This is a genomic window from Nostocoides vanveenii (genome assembly GCF_039531165.1).
Taxonomy (GTDB): Bacteria; Actinomycetota; Actinomycetes; order Actinomycetales; family Dermatophilaceae; genus Nostocoides_A; species Nostocoides_A vanveenii.
In genome coordinates, this window is record NZ_BAAAPN010000059.1 from 100,178 (window position 1) to 117,813 (window position 17,636).

The 17,636-nt window shown below is 67.8% G+C and carries 15 protein-coding genes; 1 reads left to right on the forward strand and 14 read right to left on the reverse strand.

Features of this window, described 5'->3' with window-relative positions:
- Positions 1 to 128: 128 nt before the first annotated feature.
- Together ABD209_RS15260 and trxA are read right to left on the reverse strand one after the other, a co-directional pair.
- Positions 129 to 659 carry a VanW family protein gene (locus tag ABD209_RS15260; protein WP_344067736.1) on the reverse strand — a complete coding sequence of 177 codons (531 nt, stop codon included), beginning with the start codon at positions 657 to 659 and terminating at the stop codon, positions 129 to 131.
- A 366-nt stretch (positions 660 to 1,025) separates the two neighbouring features.
- Positions 1,026 to 1,391 carry a thioredoxin gene (trxA, locus tag ABD209_RS15265; RefSeq protein ID WP_344067738.1) on the reverse strand — a complete coding sequence of 122 codons (366 nt, stop codon included), beginning with the start codon at positions 1,389 to 1,391 and terminating at the stop codon, positions 1,026 to 1,028.
- 422 nt (positions 1,392 to 1,813) lie between these two features.
- On the opposite strand from trxA, the gene ABD209_RS15270 reads away from it, so the two are divergent.
- On the forward strand, positions 1,814 to 4,033 hold the full coding sequence (locus ABD209_RS15270; RefSeq protein ID WP_344067740.1) for a helix-turn-helix transcriptional regulator: 2,220 nt from the start codon (positions 1,814 to 1,816) through the stop codon (positions 4,031 to 4,033).
- 81 nt (positions 4,034 to 4,114) lie between these two features.
- Here ABD209_RS15270 and ABD209_RS15275 read toward each other — a convergent pair whose 3' ends face one another.
- The 12 genes from ABD209_RS15275 to ABD209_RS15330 form a co-directional block, all read right to left on the reverse strand.
- Positions 4,115 to 4,876 carry an alpha/beta fold hydrolase gene (locus ABD209_RS15275; RefSeq protein ID WP_344067742.1) on the reverse strand — a complete coding sequence of 254 codons (762 nt, stop codon included), beginning with the start codon at positions 4,874 to 4,876 and terminating at the stop codon, positions 4,115 to 4,117.
- A complete protein-coding gene (locus ABD209_RS15280; RefSeq protein WP_344067744.1) occupies positions 4,873 to 5,838 on the reverse strand; it encodes a Rieske 2Fe-2S domain-containing protein in 966 nt (321 codons plus the stop codon). Before ABD209_RS15280 ends, ABD209_RS15275 begins: the two co-directional genes overlap by 4 nt.
- A complete protein-coding gene (locus tag ABD209_RS15285; RefSeq protein WP_344067746.1) occupies positions 5,835 to 7,088 on the reverse strand; it encodes a flavin monoamine oxidase family protein in 1,254 nt (417 codons plus the stop codon). Before ABD209_RS15285 ends, ABD209_RS15280 begins: the two co-directional genes overlap by 4 nt.
- Complete coding sequence (locus ABD209_RS15290) at positions 7,085 to 8,242, reverse strand: cytochrome P450 (protein ID WP_344067748.1); 1,158 nt, start codon at positions 8,240 to 8,242, stop codon at positions 7,085 to 7,087. The genes ABD209_RS15285 and ABD209_RS15290 overlap by 4 nt, the downstream gene beginning before the upstream one ends.
- Position 8,243: 1 nt before the next feature.
- Entirely contained in the window at positions 8,244 to 9,122 is an 879-nt protein-coding gene (locus tag ABD209_RS15295; RefSeq protein WP_344067750.1) for an ABC transporter permease, read from the reverse strand.
- Entirely contained in the window at positions 9,119 to 10,060 is a 942-nt protein-coding gene (locus ABD209_RS15300; RefSeq protein WP_344067752.1) for an ABC transporter ATP-binding protein, read from the reverse strand. The genes ABD209_RS15295 and ABD209_RS15300 overlap by 4 nt, the downstream gene beginning before the upstream one ends.
- A 188-nt stretch (positions 10,061 to 10,248) precedes the next feature.
- Positions 10,249 to 10,617: a hypothetical protein gene (locus ABD209_RS15305; RefSeq protein WP_324385555.1), complete on the reverse strand. Its 369-nt coding sequence runs from the start codon at positions 10,615 to 10,617 to the stop codon at positions 10,249 to 10,251.
- Positions 10,618 to 10,665: 48 nt separating this feature from the next.
- Positions 10,666 to 11,064 (reverse strand): hypothetical protein, encoded by a 399-nt coding sequence (locus ABD209_RS15310; protein ID WP_344067754.1) that lies wholly within the window; start codon positions 11,062 to 11,064, stop codon positions 10,666 to 10,668.
- 37 nt (positions 11,065 to 11,101) lie between these two features.
- Positions 11,102 to 11,488, reverse strand: coding sequence for a hypothetical protein (locus ABD209_RS15315; protein WP_344067756.1), 387 nt, complete (start codon positions 11,486 to 11,488; stop codon positions 11,102 to 11,104).
- A gap of 265 nt (positions 11,489 to 11,753) precedes the next feature.
- Complete coding sequence (locus tag ABD209_RS15320) at positions 11,754 to 12,140, reverse strand: hypothetical protein (protein WP_324385552.1); 387 nt, start codon at positions 12,138 to 12,140, stop codon at positions 11,754 to 11,756.
- A 316-nt stretch (positions 12,141 to 12,456) separates the two neighbouring features.
- Entirely contained in the window at positions 12,457 to 15,393 is a 2,937-nt protein-coding gene (locus ABD209_RS15325; RefSeq protein WP_344067758.1) for an ATP-binding cassette domain-containing protein, read from the reverse strand.
- The gene (locus ABD209_RS15330) at positions 15,390 to 17,636 is read right to left on the reverse strand and encodes an NHLP family bacteriocin export ABC transporter peptidase/permease/ATPase subunit (protein WP_344067760.1); all 2,247 of its coding nucleotides are present in this window, start codon (positions 17,634 to 17,636) and stop codon (positions 15,390 to 15,392) included. Before ABD209_RS15330 ends, ABD209_RS15325 begins: the two co-directional genes overlap by 4 nt.

Consider the following 17,636-nt stretch of genomic DNA (forward strand, 5'->3'; position numbering starts at 1 on the left):
GGCCCCCGCCAGTGCGGCACAGGCGGACCGGGCGGCGATCGTCCAGGAGCGGATGCTGCGCATGGCCGAGCGTAGGCCCGGTCAGGCCTCGATGCCGACGCGCACCGGAGCCGCGGGCAGAACGGCTCCTACATCATCTGCGCGTGATTCTCGGTCACGAGTTCGTCGCCGATCTCGACGCCCTCAAGGTTCAGGACCTTACGACGAATAATGTTGCTGCGCATATAGATCGCTGGAGCATCATTGGTGATGACGTGCATGGCCTCATAGATCCGATAGGCCTGCGCCGGCGCCCGATCGCTCGACCAGGCACCCACGAGGTGCGTCTGACCCACCGACAGCGAGAGCCGGTATGCCGCATCGGTCCGGTTCTCGATCTGGAGGTCGAGCGCTGGATAGGCGCACGTCGCGCCCGAAGCGAACGGCTGCGTCCGCGCGTTATCGGGGAAGACGTCATAGGTGTGCCGCCAGCGCTGCACCACCGTCAGGGGCGTATGCAGCGTCATCCAGTAGATGAGGTTGGTCAGTTGGCACAGACCGCCACCCACGCCCGGCCGAAGGGTGCCTTCGTCGAGGACCACGCCCTCGAGGAAGCCGCGCTTGGCGTTCGGATTGCCGACGAACTTCCAGAAGCCCAGTCGCTGCCCGGGGAGCAGCACGCGGCCGTCCAATGGAGAGAGACCGCGAGGCGAAGGTTGGTGATCTTGTTGTGCTGCACCTGCATCGGCAGTCCCTGCAACCGACGCAACATCGGCGTCGAATGCTGCATCACGGCATACGGGAAATCGTCGGGAGTCGCGACGTGGAGGTCGAGGTCGGCGCCGCAACGCCGCCACTGCCACTCACGCTTGGCGCGCCGCACCCCGGGTCCTGCCCAGCGTTACACGAACTGCCGTGCCGTGGTCGCGTCCATGCCCTTCTCCCCTTCGAGGCGATGCGTGTCCTTGTCACTGTGACGCACATCGTCGGGGAAAGGTTGGCGGCGCGGCGCGAGGGCCAGCGCCAAAAGGCGGCCGGTGCGGCGATCAGTCCTTGGGCGCGCTGACCAGCTGGCTGCGGACTTGCTCCATATCGAGTCCCTTCACGGCCTCGATGACCTGCTTCAGGCCCGCTGCCGGCAGCGCGCCCGGCTGGTTGAAGACGAGGATGCCCTCACGGAAGGCCATCAGCGTCGGGATCGAGGTGATCTGCAACTGCGCGGCCAAGAGCTGCTCCGCCTCGGTGTCGACCTTTCCGAAGACGAGCTCCGGGTGCTCCTCGGACGCCTTCTCGAAGACCGGCGCGAACTGGCGGCACGGGCCGCACCAGGCTGCCCAGAAGTCGACCAGGATGATGTCAGTGGACATGACCGTGCTCTCAAGATCCGCGGCGGTCAGAGTGCGGGTCGCCATGAGATTCCAGCTTTCACTCGGGTGTTTTGAATGCCAACACACCAGGCCCGTCCGCACATTCCCGCGGCAGAAGTCTTTACCCAATCTTGGAACTCTCTTGGTTCCCCGGGTTTCGCGCCGTTGTTACGGTCCGAGTGCGGAACCGATGCCGACACTACCGACGAGCACTCGACTGCTGTGGGTCCGCGCCCACGGCTTGGCAGGGGGTTGCCACCATGACACAGACGACCACGAGACGACCATTGGCGACGGGAAGTCGCACACCAGGACCTCGCCCATCCGCCCCGCCGGCACCCATAGCGCCCGAGCCAGCGGATGTCGCCGCCGAACAAGCGTATGCCGATCGGGTTGCCGCCCTTTTCGATGGCCCGCCGGGCGCAGAACCAGTGCTCGCCGTTCTCAACGGTCCGGTGGGATGTGGTGTGACCGGCATCCTGCGTCGCGCCACGACGGCCGCCGGGGTGACCAGCGGCTGGGTGCATGTGCTGCCAGGCCGCAGCGACGGCGCGCAGGGCGCGATGGCGCAGTGGACGCGTGCCGACGGGACGGGTGAGCAAGGCACGACTGCGGGCCCGAGCTTGGCCGACGTCCTCGACGAACTCAGCGGCGAACTCCCGCCAGGTTCCGTGCTAGTGGTGGACAGCTTCCACAGCCTGACCATGGCCTCGGCCAACTCATTGATCGTGTGGAGCCACGCGGCTCGCCTGCGCGGTGTCCACGTCCTGATCGGCTTCCATCCGGCACTCGACCAAGCCGGCGTCGCTCCACTGCTCAATGTTCCGTCCACCACGACCTGGATCGATGTCCGGCCGCTGCGCGAGGAGGAGCTGCGCGCCGACCTGGCCGCCGGCCTGCCCTGGGCTGCGCCCGGGCTGCTCGACGTGGCCGTTGACGCGTGCGCAGGCTCCTCCCTGCTCCTGCGCGCCCTAAGGCGGGCCTTGGCCGGCGAGGAAAGCGTAGACGCCAACGCCCTGTCCCGGGCGCACGCGTCGGCGCTCGAGTCGGGCACCCTGCGCCTCGTCGCCGACCAAGGCCCCGACGCCCTGACTCTCGCGCTGCTCAGTGCGCTGGTGCGTCCTGTCCACAGCGCCCGGGCGGCTGCCGAACAACTCGGGCTCCCCGGCGCAACAGCAGCCCGGCTCGAAGTTCTGCTGACCGAGTGCGGGTTGCAGCCGAATACGCGGGAGTCGGCTGGGGTCGTGCATTCCGTGCTTGCCCGACGCGCGCCGATGGACGTACGCCGCGTCGCCGCGGGACATGCGCACAGCTTGCTCTCGGCCACCGCGGGCAAGGGCCAACTCTTCCGGCTCCGAGCGACCGTCGGTGATTCCCTGACCGGGATGCTGCCCCTGGCCGAGGCTGCCTATGCGGAGGCGTGGGCGGAGGGCGATCCGGACACTGCGGCCGCGGTAGCCACGACCATGCTCACCCGGTCCGCCGACCCGGCCGAGTTGGCGTGGGCCAAGTCCGCAGCCATGCGGTGTTGGGCCGGCATCGACTGGAACGCGTTCGCCAACCACGTGGCCTGGCTCGACGAACCGGCGGTGGCCCCGTTGGTCGCCGACCTGGATTTATGCGACTGGCTGCGCCTCGAAGCGCACACCGTGGCGCGCGAGGTGTTTGGCATCAGTGGTGCTGGCGAGTTGCGTCAAGCGACCCGGCTCGCCAACCGGGCGCTTTACGGTTACGCGGCAGAACCCGATGTCAAGAATTTGGATCAGGCAATCAGCGGGCAGGGGATTCTCAGCGTCAGCGCGCCCCTCGCCAGTCGGTTAGCTCTGGCATGGTTCGGTCTTGCCGACTACGAGGCGGCCCACCGGTGGGCGTCGGTCGCCGCGTTCACCGCCTCCGAAAGTGAACTCGCCGATTGCGCAATGGGCCACCTGGTCGGAGCACAAGCCCTGATCCGGCTCGGTCATTTCGACCAGGCCGAGCAACAGGCGCAGGCAGGTGCCGAGCTGTTCGCCGCGTTCGGCGCATCAAATTTGGAGGCGTTCGCGCGCCTGTCCGCGATCCACGCCGCCGTGGAGGCCCGGCGGCCCGTGACCGCCTTGCCCGACCCCATCGCCAACCCGCATCCGGGACTGGCCCTCTATCGCACCTACCTCGCCGCCCGCTGCGACCTGCTGGCAGGGCGCCCCGACCAGGCCGTGCGCCAGCTTTTCGAGTGCGGTCGGGCCCTGACCAAGTGCGGGGTTGTCAACCCGTCGCTCGTGAACTGGCGGCCCCACCTCGCATCGATCTTCCGCGCGAAGGGCCAGGCGGACTTCGGCCAGCACGTCGAGACAGACCTGGTCGCCGCCTGGCGCGAGTGGGCGGCGATCGAGCCCGCCGCTGCCGCCCGGCGAAGCACGGTCCTCGGTGCCCGGGCGGCAGAAGTCTTCACCGACGACGAACAGCCCGTGAGCGCCCCGACCCTCGACATGCTCTCCCCCGCTGAGCTGCGCGTCGTGGATCTCGTCGTGAAGGGGATGAGCAATCGCGACGCCGCCAAGACACTCTTCCTCAGCAAACGCACCGTCGACACACATCTGGGAAATGTCTACCGGAAGCTCAGCCTCTGTTCCCGTGAGGACCTCGTCGAGTTGATGAAAGTGCTTGCGCCCCAACGTGGTGAGTGCGCTCTGAGCGTCTTCGGCTGACACCCTTCAGCAGCCGCCCCACCCGGTGGCCTCCGGATGCACCGAGCGCGGGCACCGGTTGTGGACATCGCGGACCCCCGCTCAGGCGGGCGCTGCAACCTTGTCGAAAAAGTCGGCCAGCACGGTGGCGCATCGCTCGGGTTCTTCGAGGATCGGCAGGTGGCCGGCACCCGGAATCGTCAAGGTTGCGCAATGCGGCACCGTCGCGGCGATCAGCTCGGCGTTCGCCCGGAACTGCGGCATGTCCTCGGTGCCCACGACGAGGAGCACTTCCGCTTCAACGCGGCCGAGCACATCGGCGTCCTGCACGGTGCGCGCCAGGGAACTCATCGCGCCGGAGCGCAACTCCTCGAATCGGTGACCCGAGATCTCGGCCGCCATCGCGTCATACCGGGCAGGGAAGCGTCGCAGGCCGGCGAAGATGGGTGGGGGGTCGTTCATCCACAACCGCGCCAGCGCCGACCCCGGACCGAGGTGGCCGATCTGCATCATCAGCAGCAGGTACTTCGCTCGAGCCTGCGGGTCGTCGGGCACCCCGCTGAGGGTGGGCGCGGCGAGCACGAGCCGATCGACGAGATCGGGGCGCTCCACGGCGACCTGCAACGCAATGCTCGACCCGAAGGACAGGCCCACCAAGTCGCGAGCACCATTGCGCTCCATCTCCTGGGCCACCCCCGCGGCCCAGCCGCTCATGCTCGCCGGGGGCCGCTCGCCCGCGTTGACGCCGTGCAAGGGCAGATCGATCCCGACATGATCACGCCCCGGGATGAGCGACCACAACTCGCGCCAGATCCGAGAGTTCATCGTGTAGCCGTGCACCCAAGAGACGGGTGTCTCGCTCATACTCGGGCCCCCTGACGCCTGCGAGCGGGGGCGAGTGGGAAATGCGCGACGAAGTCGCGGAAGGCCACGACGTTGACATCCTCCGGGCCAAGGTCCCAGGTGGCGTCGGGGTCGAGATTCGCCCAGACGACGCAGTCCTGAGAGATGGCCAATCGAGAGCCGTCCACGATGTAATCCAAGGGTTGGCCGGCGTCGCCGATGACCGCGACGCGCACCTGGGTGCCGTCGGGGGTCGGGAGCGCGCCGGTGAGGATGATTGGGTCGCCGGTTCCGCTGCCGAACGACGTCGCCACGACCGTGGGGCTGAAGGCCACCGCCCGGAAGGCCGATCGGTGCGCGGCGCGCGAGCCCGATCCGCCGAGATAGTCCGCCGCCGCCTTGCGGTAGCGCAGGTCGTACCACGGATCGGCCATGGTCATGAAGTCACCACCGATGGACAGCGTGCCGTCGGCGGCGCGCACAGTGACCATGCCCTGCAGGCTCGGCACTCCGTGCACCGTCGGGAAGTGCTCGATGTCGAAGGCGTTCTCGACGACGAACTCCACCGGGACGTCGACCGCCCGGTCGACGGCCGGCCGGATCTCCCTGCCCGTTGTGAGCCGCCGGATGGCGTCGGGAAAACCATTGTCCCCCAATTCATCGTCGCCGAAGCGGACGAAGAGCAGCTCACCGATGTGCACCGTGTCGTATGCCTGCACACTCGGCCGGGTGGGGTGCGTCCCGACCCGGATCAACCGGCCGTGGAAGGGGCAGACGACACAGTTGCCCCGGACGCTCCCACCGATCGCGAGGTTGGCTCCGCGGTGCGGGCACGTCGAGTCGGCCACCTGGAACGCTGGTCCGTCGGCGCCCTCGCTTCGCACGATCATCAGCCGGCGATCACCAACGGTGACCGGGGTCAGCTCTTCGGTGATGGCAGAGGTGAAGGCCAGGAGATACCAGCCGGCGTGCAAATCCGTCATGCCACGTCCTTCGTCTGAGCAGTTGCCAGGATCTCGTCGCCGGCGCGAAGCCCGCTGCGGATGGCACGGTCGAGATAGGGATGTCCGACGTCGGCGTGGGTCGCCTCACCGGCAAAATGGATGCGCCCGAAGGGTTTTCGCCAGCGCGCAGCGGCCGTGCTCGAGGGATCGGGCGCCATGGTGAAGGCCCCCCGGGACCACGGCTCGGCGCTCCAATCCTGAAGCGCGACCTCGCGGGTCGGGTCCATGCGGTGGCACCCAATACCGGCGAGCGTCTCGGCCACCCGCTCGGGCTGCGCGGCCCAGTGTGCAGCGGTAGGAGCCTCGGTGCCCTTGGACACCAGCATCACGTGCTGCTCGCCTCGATGCCAGGTGAAGAAGCCCAGCTCCGGGTCGAAGACGAAACCGTCAGTGGTGGCCGGTGCCGCCACGGGGACGCCGGCGACCACCGCGGGTGCTGCCGGTAGCTCGCGCGCGGCGTCAACCTTGGCTTGCGGCAAACCGGCGATAACCACCGTGCCATCAGCGACCAATGGTGGGGGAGCGGTGAAAACCATTGCGCGCGAACGCCATACGGCTCCGGACGTGGTGATGGCTCGCACTCCCCCGGCCGTGGATTCGATGGCTACCACCGGAGCGCCGAATGCGATCCGCTGGCCCTCGGCGAGACGTCCGGGGATGGTGCTCAGGCCGGCGTCGAGGAGGAATTTCATTCCTGCCGGCGGGGCCAGAGCGGCATCGGCGAGTAGCCGCCCGAGGAGCACATCACCGATCGCAACGCCGCTGACCTGCTCGACCCACTGCCGGGCGGCGAACTCCCCGGCCCCGGTGACCCCAGCCATCCGAAGGGCGGCCGAGACCGTCAGGCCACCGGCCATCGGGCCCAATCGACGCCTCAGACTGCGCAGCCGCTGATGGGCAGCCAGCGGGGCGACCAGATCGCCACGCGCGTCCAACGCATGCGTCGACCCGTCGATCCAGACCGCGCTGTCGATCAGCGCACCGTCGATCCCCGTCGCCTCCGAGTCCCGGTCGACCAGCGACCAGACGGGGTGATCGCTACCGTGCAGCACCTGGGCGCCGAGTTCCATCGGGCGCACGCCCGGCGCTTGGTGTGTGAGCACGCGGCCGCCGACCCGTTCCCGCGCTTCGAGGACCACAACCTCGTGACCCGCCTTCTGGATGCGGCGGGCCGCACTCAGGCCGGCGACGCCCGCGCCGACGACCACGACATCCACGTCGGGAGTCATGCCAGGTCCAGGACGGTCGAGATCGGACGGCGAGGGAACGCACTGGCTTGCCAGACAAGGGGTTTGGCACGCAGCGCGATCTGCGGATGTGCACTCAGCAGCGTCGTCAACAGCACGGGGAGCGCCGCGCGCACCAGTCCGGCGCCCAGGCAGTAGTGCGGTCCGGCGCCGAAGGCGAGGTGGTCGCGAGGGTGGTCGCGATCGGCCCGGATCTCCCCAGGCGCGTCAAAGCCCGACGGATCGCGATCCGCCGATCCGATGTGCACGAGAACCTGGGTTCCGGCAGGCACGATCCCCGAGGGCAACGCCACATCGCGATCCGCCCGCCGGGAGACGAAGGGAATGGGCGTATGCCAGCGGATCGCGTCCTCGCACCACCGTGCCGCGAAGCCCTTCTCGCGCACGATCCGAGCGCGCAGTTCGGGATCGCCCAGGACACGATGCACCGCGACGGTCGTCAACTCCGCCAGCGGTGACCAGCCGCCGACCGTGGCCAGCGTGATGATTCCCAGGGCGTCGGGCCGATCCAGTCCGCTCGCGGCCAATTGCGCCAGCGGACTGCCGGCGAGGGCGGCGTCCATCAACTCGTCGGCGAAAGCGTGCAGGGCAGCTACGGCATCCTGGCCGGCGCGTGCCGAAGCCGGCCGGGGCATCGGATCCAGCGCCACCGCGACTGCGCGTGCGTGCCTGTCGAAGGAGGCGACCTGGTCAGGCGGGATGCCGAGCACGGTGGTCAGGACGCGGGTGGCATAGGGCTCGCTGACATCCCGGGTCAGGTCGCTGCCCGAATGCAACGGCGCGACAACCGCACCGGCCGCTGCAGCCAGCCCGGGGAGCACCCGGCGCAGGGCGGGCGGGCCGAGCAGGGCAGCGCCCGGGCGGCGCAGGCTGTGGTGCTGCGGCCCATCGGTATTCAGCATGGAGACTGGCGCGCCGGATGCCTCCACGCGACGGGCCTGACCGCCGGCCGCGGTGAAAGCGGGCTCGATGAAGACTGCAGCACAATCCTCGTAGCGGGTCAGGACGATCAGATCCGTCCCCGCGAGGGCATGCAGCGGGTCGTTCTCGCGCAGCCAGGCCAGCGTGGGCTCGGGATTGAGCAGGAAGGCGAAGGAGAAGAGCGGCGCCACGGGTGAGTGTGTGGCAACGGACATCTCACTTGACCTTCGGACCGCGCCACTTGAAGGTGGCCATCGTCAAGAAGCCGGCAACGCACACCCAGATGGCTAACGCGATCGCCACCGCGGGGAGGTTCCACGAGCCACCGTGTTCGACGACCTGGAAGTCCTCGGGGAGGAAGACATACCGGAATCCCTGCGTCAGCCACTTCAATGGAAAGAGTCCGGCGGCGTTCTGCATCCACCCCGGCAGCTGGTTGAAGGGGAAGAAGACACCCGAGATGAACTGCAGCACAAGGAAAGGCGGTGTCACGATGGCCGCCGCGGCCGACGCTGAAGGGATGATCGCCGTATAGGCCAACCCGCACAGCGCCATCGCTGCGGTGCCCAGGACGAAGACCCAGGCGAAGACCGCCCAGTGCTTGCCGTCGGAGGGCAACTGCAGGCCGAAGAAGGCCGTGCCGATGCCGACGAGGATGATCGTCTCCAGCAGCGAGGTCACGGCGACCAGGACGACCTTGCCGACGAAGTAGGCGCCCTTGGGCATCGGCGAGCTCGCCAGTCGCCGCACCAGGCCGAGTTCGCGCTCCAGGGCCACATTGATGGCCAGGCCGGTGAAGGCGGTGCTCATCACTCCGGCCGCCACAATGCCGGCGACGAAGTACTGCTTGAAATCGGTGTCGGTGCCCTCGATCTTGCCTGTGAAAATCGAGCCGAAGATGACCAGCAAGATGATCGGCAGGGCGAGGGTGAAGACCAGCGACTGAACATTGCGGAAGAAGATCCGCAGTTCGGCGGCGGAGCGCACCCGCGAGGCGGCAAGCAGGCCGGGCAGGCGTCGTTCGGTCCGCGTCGGCACGGCGCGTGCCGCAGGCGCGGTGGCACTCGTTCCCGCGGTGGAGATGGTGGTGGTCATCGCTTCGCGTCCTCTCGCTGGATCAGGCGCAGGTAGGTGTCTTCAAGGGTCGGCCGGTGCACGGACAGGCCGGGGATCTCGTGGCAGCCGTGCTCGCGGGCATACGGGATGAGGCGCGAGAGCACCTCGGTGGCGTGATCGGTGCTGATCGTGGTGATCGGGGCGCGGTCGTCGGGGCGCGTGGTCTCGACCAGCCCCAACTCGCGGGGGATGACGCGCTCGACCTGCGGCAACCCGGTCAACGAGATCAACGTCGCCGCACCTGCCGTGCGGCCGAGTTCGGCGATCGTGCCGACCGTGAGCATCTTGCCGGCCGCGATGATGCCCGCCCGGTCGGCAAGCGCCTCCGCCTCGTCGAGGTAGTGCGTCGTCAAGACGGTGGTGGCCCCCAGCTCGCGGAAGTAGTTGACCAGGTCCCAAGCCTCGCGCCGGGCTTCTGGGTCCAACCCCGTCGTCGGCTCGTCGAGGAAGACCAGTTCCGGTCGTCCGACGACACCCACCGCCACGTCGAGGCGACGCCGCTGGCCACCGGAGAGCGAGGTGGTCTTGGCCCGTGCCTTGCTCGTCAGGCCGACCATGGAGATGAGTTCGTCGGTGGGGATCGGGTCGGAGTAGAAGCTGCCGAAGTGGCTGACGACCTCACGGACGGTCAGATCGAGGTAGTCGCCGGTATTCTGCGGCACCACACCGAGGCGGTTGCGCCACGAGCGAGCGTCCCGACGCGGGTCCTCGCCGAGGACGGCAACGGTCCCGGCGCTCCGGTCGCGGACACCGACCAGGACCTCGACGGTCGTTGTCTTACCGGCCCCATTGGGCCCCAGCAGAGCAAAGACCTCACCCTTGCGGACCTGCATGTCGACCGAATCGACGGCAGGGAAATCGCCGTACATCTTCCGCAGTCCGTGGACATCGATGTGCAAATCGTCGGTGACCGTCATGGCCGCCCCCTTTCGTATGCCAGCGCTGCAAGTTTGGGGCGCTTTACCGAAGCGCCGGGCACCGATGGACTACGCAATGCGCTCGAAGTCGTGCGTAGAAAGTGCCTCGGAAGGAGGGCACATGGCGACGGGCAGCGTGGCCGGCAAGCGGTCACGCTGCCCGTCGTGGCAGTGCCTGAATGTGCTGATCAGCAGCAGCAGCAGCAGCAGGGAACCTCGCCGGCGGCAACCTCGTCGAGGTCGCTCTCGGACAGGTCCGAGCTCTCCGCGGCGGGCGCAGCGGGCAGGTGGAGCTGCATGACGCCGCTCTCCAGGCCCTTCTCATAGAGCGCGGCCTGGACATCGAGGGCCGCTTCGTTGCCCTGTCCGGCGTAGGGGTTGACCTCGCCCGCCACGTGCCGCACGACCTGGACGGACACGTTCGCCGGCAGTTCCAGGCCGACCTCGGCCAGCGCGCCGCGCGGGTCGGAGTCGATGCGCTGCGAGAACGACTCGTCGGTCCAGTCCTTGATGAGGAACTGGAGGTAGATGTCGCGGAAGTCCTTCGAAGACGTCATGTCAGTTTTCCTTTTGTCAGTTCACGGTTGGATGGAAGTGGATGGAAGTCAGATCGTGCAGCTGCTACACGCGGGGCAGCAGCAGCAGCAGTAGGTCGTTCCCGCGGAAACGGCGTTGAGGTCCTCGACGTCAAGGTCTTCGTTGTCGATCACCGGGGTGTCCGGCACATGGAAGACGAAGTCACCGGATCCCAGGCCGGCCTCGTAGAGCGCGATCTGCGCCTCGAGGTCGCCGGATCCCGCTGCCGCAGAACCGATCTGCTCAGCCGTGTGACGCACGATCGTGACGCGCGCACCGGCCGGCAGCTCGACGCCGGCTTCGGCAACCGCGGCGGCCGGATCCGACCCGTTGAGGCGCGCGGCAAAGGCCTCGTCGCCCCAACTGGTCAGCAACATGTGCGAATAGGCGTCGACGAAACGGCGTCGCGCCGTCTGTGAGAGTGTCATGCGATCGCCCCTGCGGTTGTCGTAGTCGAAGGGGTGGTCAGCCGCAGCAGCAGCAGGGGCAGCAGCAGCAGTTGAAGTCGCCGCCGGCGACCTCGGCCAGCTCGTCCACGTCGAGCTCGGAGGTGTCGATCTGCGGGGTGGCCGGGATGTGGAACTCGAAGTTGCCCGACTCCAGGCCGGCTTCGTAGAGCGCGACCTGACGGTCGAGACGACCCTCCTGGCTCTGCTCCGCCTGGGCGCTGGTGGGCTCGCCCCGGCCGATGGTCACGGTGGCGTTCTCCGGCAGCACGAGGCCGACCTCGGCCAACGCTGCGCGGGGGTCCGACTCAAGGCGAGCGGCGTAGTCGTCATTCGACCAGCTGGTCAGCAGCGCCTTGGTATAGGCGTCGATGAACTCGTTCTTCTGGGCTTCGGTCACGGCCATGTGATTCTTCTCCTGGATCGTCCGGCGGCTTTACATTCCGTCGGTTTTGATTGGGCGAGAACGATATTTCTCCCCCTCCACTACGGTCCGGTAGCTCTGCGCGCACCGGGGCGAGGCGTAGTGGTGGCCGATGTCGTGCACTCGCTCACGGGTGCATACCTAGCGCCGCGGGTTGGGTGCGTAGCCGACCGATTGGGGATACGACAACGGCTGGGCCCTGCGTTGACGCAAGGCCCAGCCGAAAGTCGTTGATGCAGGTTGTGCGTCAGCCGCAGCAGCAGCAGGGGCAGCAGCAGCAGTTGATGGAGCCGCCGGCGACCTCGGCCAGCTCGTCCACGTCGAGCTCGGAGGTGTCGATCTGCGGGGTGGCCGGGATGTGGAACTCGAAGGTTCCCGACTCCAGGCCGGCCTCGTAGAGCGCGACCTGACGGTCTAGGCGACCCTCCTGGCTCTGCGCTGCGGCAGCCGGGTCAGCAGCCGCACGAGTGATCTCGATGACCGAGCCCTCCGGCAGGTCCAGTCCGACCTCGGCAAGGGCCGCACGCGGGTCGGACTCGAGGCGAGCGGCGTACTCGTCGCTCGACCAGCTCGAGAGCAAGGCCTTGGTGTAGGCGTCGATGAATTCGTTCTTCTGAGCCTCGGAAAGTGCCATGTCCTTCTCCTCAATCACAATGGTTGACAACTACACGGGTGCCCGAAATCCGTTGGCGCGGTTAAGGATCCAACTTCTCCGGACAAGCTCAATCCTGGCCTCGAAGCGGCTGCGGTGGGAGTGGACGGGCAACGCAAGCAACGCGTACTACCTACCGGCGCTGCGCACCGACGTAGCGGGTCGTACCGAGTGGGCCGGTGCGCATACGTAGCCGTTCGAGCCAGCGCCGACATCGCTGCGACGGGCCGGGCGCTGGACATGGGACGGCCGCCCGGGTGGAGTGATCACCGGGCGGCCGTCGGGTCGACGGGATCAGTCAGTCGGCTTCCTGCCGGCGCGCGAGTTCGGCGAAGACGCCGTCCCGCTGCGCCATCAACTCCTCATAGGTGCCGCATTGCACGATGCTGCCACCGGCCATGACGAAGATCCGGTCCGCATCCCTGATGGTGGAGAGGCGATGAGCAACGACGATGCGGGTCGCATTCAAGGCGCGCGTCGCCTCGGCGACCACCCGCTGGGTTGGGTTGTCCAGCGCCGACGTCGCCTCGTCGAAGATGACGAACCGCGGACGGTTGACCAGCGCCCGGGCGATCATCAGGCGTTGGATCTGACCACCCGAGAGACTTGCTGCCGCCTCGTTGACGACGGTAGCCAGGCCCATCGGCATCGCCTTGATCACGCCACTGAGGCCGGCCATGTCGGCGGCTTCCCAGATCTCGTCCTCGGTGTAATGACCGCCACCGGAGATATTGGCGCGAATATCGCCGGGCATCAGCGCCCCGGACTGCAGGACGACGCCACACTGCGCGCGCACGGCGGGCAGGTCGAGTTCACCCAGATCCTGGCCGTCGTAGAGGACGGCGCCCTGATGCGGCCGACTAAAGCCGAGCATCAGCCGCACGATCGTCGACTTCCCGCTCCCGGAGGGACCGACGATCGCGACGAACTCACCGGGCTGCACATCGAGCGAGATGTCGTCCAGCACCAAGGGGCCGTCCTCGCCGTAGCGGAAGCACACGCCGCGCAACGTGATATTCCCCGATAATTCTCCCGGATGAGCCTTGCCGATGCCGGCTTCCGGCTCCGCCCCGAGCAACGGATCGAGGGACTCGACCATCGGCACGATCGCGCCGGCGGTCAGCACGCTGCCGGTGAACATCAGCAGGGCGTTGATCATCAAGGTGAAGGCGGTCAGGAAGGACAGCAGTGACGGGAGCGCCATCGGAGTCGGGCTCAGATTCGCCACGAGGAAGACGACGGCGAGCGCCAGCAGCGGGTAGACACCATTGAAGATGGTGACGCGGTCCTGTGCTGCGCGGCTGGCCAGCACCTGCGCCTGCACCACGCGCTGCTGGTCCGACCACCGCATGAAGGCGCGCTCTTCCGCAGCGGCTGCGCGGATTTTCGTCATCGCACTGAGGATTTCGTAGCTCATGCCGGTGAGCTTCTGCTCCGACTCATGGCGCGCGCGCTCGATGAGCAACACCCGCCGGCCGTTGATCAGGCAGTAGGCCAGGGCTCCTGCCGCGAGGACCAGACCGACCAGAGCCAGCTTGACGTTGTAGAAGAAAACGACGCCAAGGTTGGCGATCACGACGACCAGGCCGAGTGTTCCGGCGACAACCACGCCGCTCAACAGTTCCTGCGCCGACTTCATGCTGAGCACGATGGTGCCCAATCGCCCGGTCGAGTGCTTCTGGAAGAAGGTCACCGGCAGATCCAGCAGACGTCCCCAGACACCCGTCTGCGTCTTGGCGATGACGGACCCCTGCAGACGGAGCACCGTGAGGTTCTGCACGATGGAGAAGGCTGCGGCAATGCCCGCGCTGGCGATGACGGCCACTCCGCCCTGGATGATCATCGATCGGTTGGCCGACGCGACATATTCGCCGAGGATCTTCCCGCCCAGGATCGGCGTCAGCAATCCGATGACGCCGATCAGGACAGCCATGGCGCCGAAGAGCCACAGTTCGCTGCGCAACCCAGCGAACCCGTATGCCAGCAGTCCCCGCACCGTGGTGACCTGCGCGGGCAGGCGCGGATACACCGTCCAAACCTGCCGGCCGGCCGAGAAGTGCGTCTCGCCCGTCACCCGGACGGGGCGTTCCAACCACCGGCCGAAGGCGACATACCCACCTTCTTTGAACAGATAGGCGACGGGCAAGTGATCGGGACCCCAGTATCCGACGAGGGGACCCATATCCGTTGTCCACCACCGGCCTTCGAGCCGTATGGCGCGCGTTCTGACCCAGCCGCTAGACCCGAGATCCTCGTAGTCGGCGATCCCCCGACTGTGGACGATCGACGCCGGGACGGTGGCATCCTCGTGCATCTCGCGCAGCACCTGGGCGGTCGCATCGACCAACCCCGGGGTGACGCCGGCGAGCCGCCGGACCGCGTGGTCCGGCTCCTCGGCGGCCAGGAGCGCATCATTCTCCTCGCGCACGCGCAGGGGTGCTAGCCGGTCGCGTTCGGCCGCCGAGCGGACGGCCGCCTCGGCGACACCAGCGTCGCGTTCGACGGTGCGGTCGACAAGGTAGAGGAAGCGCGACCAGTGCCCCACCAGCCGATGCCAGAGCAGGTCGCCGACGATCAGATCGCGGGTGGTGCGGGTGCGGAGGACCGCGGGCTCGTCCAGACGCAACCAGTCTTGGCGATTGAGGCAGAAGTTGTCACCCGGCTGGTGGGGTGCCTGCTCGGCACCTTGCAGCACCTGCCCGGAGATCACATCGACCCAGATGAGCGCGTCGATCGTGCGAAGCACCTCGTGAGCGCCGAACTCGCACGAGGCATCAGCCGGTAGCACGGTGAAATCCCTTGGCGGAAGCGGTCGCCCGACGCCTTTGTCGATTTTGCGCAGGGTGGCGTCGACACCCTCCCCGAGGGCCTCGACGAGGGCCTCCCGCTGCTGCAGCGGGGCCGTCCGCACACGCGCACGCAGCCGCGTGAGCGGGATCGTGGCCATCCGCGCCTGGCCGACCCGCCGGCACAGGACCCGGTGGCGCGGCCCGGCGACCGGCCCGGCCAGGACGTCGCCAGGTGTCAACCGGGCCAGGGCATGCCAGGGACCGACGGGGTGCCCGTCGTGCACCTGAACCGCGAACAGGTCAACCGCCCCGGCCTCCACGATCAAGACGTCGTCGGCCGTCAACACCAGGTGCATGTCGCGGTCGGAGAAGAGCACCGGCTCGGTCGGCGCAGGGAAAGCCACGGTCCGATCGTCGGCGGCGATGATGGCGTCGTCGGCGTTCATGCGCTCTGCTCCGTCTTGGTCGTGGACTCGCTCTGGACGAGCTGGTGATAGGCGCCGCCGAGGAGCATCAGGTCCTCGTGCCGGCCCTGTTCGACGACCCGGCCGTTCTCGACGATCATGATGACGTCGGCGTCGCGAACGGTCGAGAGGCGGTGGGCGATGATCATCAAGGCGCAACCCCGGCGGCGCAAGTTGTCCATAACCCGGCGTTCGGTCGCGGTGTCCAAGGCGCTGGTGGCCTCGTCCAGAACGACCAGGGTGGGATCGCTGACCAGGGCGCGAGCCAACTCCAGCCGCTGGCGCTGCCCACCGGAGAAGTTGGTACCTCCTTCGGCCACGGCCGCGTTGATGCCACCGGCCCGCCGCGAGATCACGTCGAAGACCTCGGCATCGCGAAGCGCCCGCAGCACGCTCTCATCGCGGACTTCGCTGTCCCAGAAGCAGATGTTCTCTCTGACCGTCCCCTCGAACAGGGTGGTCGTCTGGTCGACATAGGAGACCGAGCGGGCCATCGACTGCCTGCTCCAGCGATGTCGCGGCAGTCCGTCGAACAGGATCAGGCCGTCCGAGGGTTCCAGCAGGCCGGCCGCCAACTTGGCGATCGTGGACTTGCCGGACCCGGATGCTCCGACCAGCGCCACCCGCATTCCGGGTTCGAGGCTCAGATCTAGACCGACGACAAGCGGCGCGAGCAGCGGTCCGAAGGTGAAGTCGACCTTTGCGAACTCCAGGCTGCCCGACAGGACGTGTCCGTCGGTGTCATCGGGTTCGAGGGCGAAGGCCGGGTCCAGTTCATAGCGTTCGGCGTCCCGCAGCCGGTGTAGCTGCGCCTGCATCTCCTGCAGTGCGCCCGCCTGATTGGTCAGCTGGGTCAACGGCCGGGTGAAGGTCGCCAGGAGCGCCTGGAAGGCGAAGAGCACCCCGACCGTGATCGCCCCGTCGGTGACACGCAGGCCGCCGACGAGCATGACCAGGCCGGAGTTGACGGTGGCGAGCATCGGCGGCACCACCGTGATCAGGGCGGTCGGCATCCCGAGTTTCTGGCCTTCGGTCATCGCCTTGGCCAGCGACCCGGACCACCGCGCGAAGGACGCGTGCTCGGTCCCTGACGACTTCACGGTCTCGATCGCCGAGATCGTATGCAGCGTGGCCACCGCCAGCCGGCCCTCCTCCGCCTCCAGGGCGGTGGCATTGTCGATTCGCCGGCGCATCACCGCGCGCAGCACGGCGAGGTTGATCAGGGCGACGGCGATGGCGAGGCTGCCGAGCAGGAGGTCCTGGAACAGCAGCGCGGCACCGTAGACGACGATGAGCAGGAGGTTGACGCACGTCACGACCAGATCGCGGGTGACGGTCTGGGCGACTTGCCGGTTGCTGCTCAGCCGGCGGCCGAGCTCACCGGCACGACGCTGGAGATAGAAGCCGATCGGGAGGCGCAACAGGCGATAGAGGAAGCGGCCGCTCGAAACCAGTGCGGTGCGCGCCTCGACCAGTCTCAGGTAGTGGGTCTGCACGCTGGTGAGGATCAGCACCCCGGCCGCGCAGACCGCCAGGCCGCCGATCAGAGGCAGCACGGAGAGCCAACCGGGCTTGCCATACGCCGAATCGATGAAGTACTGCGTAAAGATCGGCGAGACGATCCCCGGAATCACCAGCACGATGCTGGCCAGCAGGGCGAGCGCCAGCCCACGGCCGGTCTTGGACGTCCGCTCCCGGAGCATGGAGACAACCTTCGGCGGGGCGCCACCGGTGATGAAGTCATCCCCCGGGACCAGGTCGAGAACGATCCCGGTGAATCCCTGGTCGAACTCCGTCAACGGCATCCGGCGCGGACCCGACGCCGGGTCGTTCAGCAGGACCATCGTCTGGCCACCACGGCGCTCGAAGCCGTTGACGACCATGAAATGCTGGAAGGCCCAGAAGACGATCACCGGATGATCGATTGCCAACAACGGCGGCAACTCCATCCGCCGGCCCTTGCCCGCCAGTCCGTACTGACGGGCGGCGTCCATCACATTCTTGGCCGTGGAACCGTCGCGTGAGATCCCGCACGCGACCCGCAACTCCTCCAGCGGAACGAACCGTCCGTAGTGCGCGAGCAGGATGCTCAGCGACGCCGCGCCACACTCGACCGCCTCCATCTGGATGACGGTCGGGGTGCGGCGCGTCGTGGCGCGCCGGCCGACCAGGCCCCGGCACTCCTGCTCCACGCGCGGCGGCGTCGAGCGCAAACGGGTGGGCAT

Bases quoted from the DNA above. Each gene is read 5' to 3' on its own strand.
- ABD209_RS15280 (WP_344067744.1), bottom strand. From the start codon at position 5,838: ATGACGGATTTGCACGCCGGCTGGTATCTCCTGGCCTTCACCTCTGCC.
- ABD209_RS15325 (WP_344067758.1), bottom strand. From the start codon at position 15,393: ATGAACGCCGACGACGCCATCATCGCCGCCGACGATCGGACCGTGGCT.
- ABD209_RS15285 (WP_344067746.1), bottom strand. From the start codon at position 7,088: ATGACTCCCGACGTGGATGTCGTGGTCGTCGGCGCGGGCGTCGCCGGC.
- ABD209_RS15330 (WP_344067760.1), bottom strand. From the start codon at position 17,636: ATGCCCACCCGTTTGCGCTCGACGCCGCCGCGCGTGGAGCAGGAGTGC.
- trxA (WP_344067738.1), bottom strand. From the start codon at position 1,391: ATGGCGACCCGCACTCTGACCGCCGCGGATCTTGAGAGCACGGTCATG.
- ABD209_RS15305 (WP_324385555.1), bottom strand. From the start codon at position 10,617: ATGACGTCTTCGAAGGACTTCCGCGACATCTACCTCCAGTTCCTCATC.
- ABD209_RS15275 (WP_344067742.1), bottom strand. From the start codon at position 4,876: ATGAGCGAGACACCCGTCTCTTGGGTGCACGGCTACACGATGAACTCT.
- ABD209_RS15300 (WP_344067752.1), bottom strand. From the start codon at position 10,060: ATGACGGTCACCGACGATTTGCACATCGATGTCCACGGACTGCGGAAG.
- ABD209_RS15315 (WP_344067756.1), bottom strand. From the start codon at position 11,488: ATGGCCGTGACCGAAGCCCAGAAGAACGAGTTCATCGACGCCTATACC.
- ABD209_RS15320 (WP_324385552.1), bottom strand. From the start codon at position 12,140: ATGGCACTTTCCGAGGCTCAGAAGAACGAATTCATCGACGCCTACACC.
- ABD209_RS15290 (WP_344067748.1), bottom strand. From the start codon at position 8,242: ATGTCCGTTGCCACACACTCACCCGTGGCGCCGCTCTTCTCCTTCGCC.
- ABD209_RS15295 (WP_344067750.1), bottom strand. From the start codon at position 9,122: ATGACCACCACCATCTCCACCGCGGGAACGAGTGCCACCGCGCCTGCG.
- ABD209_RS15310 (WP_344067754.1), bottom strand. From the start codon at position 11,064: ATGACACTCTCACAGACGGCGCGACGCCGTTTCGTCGACGCCTATTCG.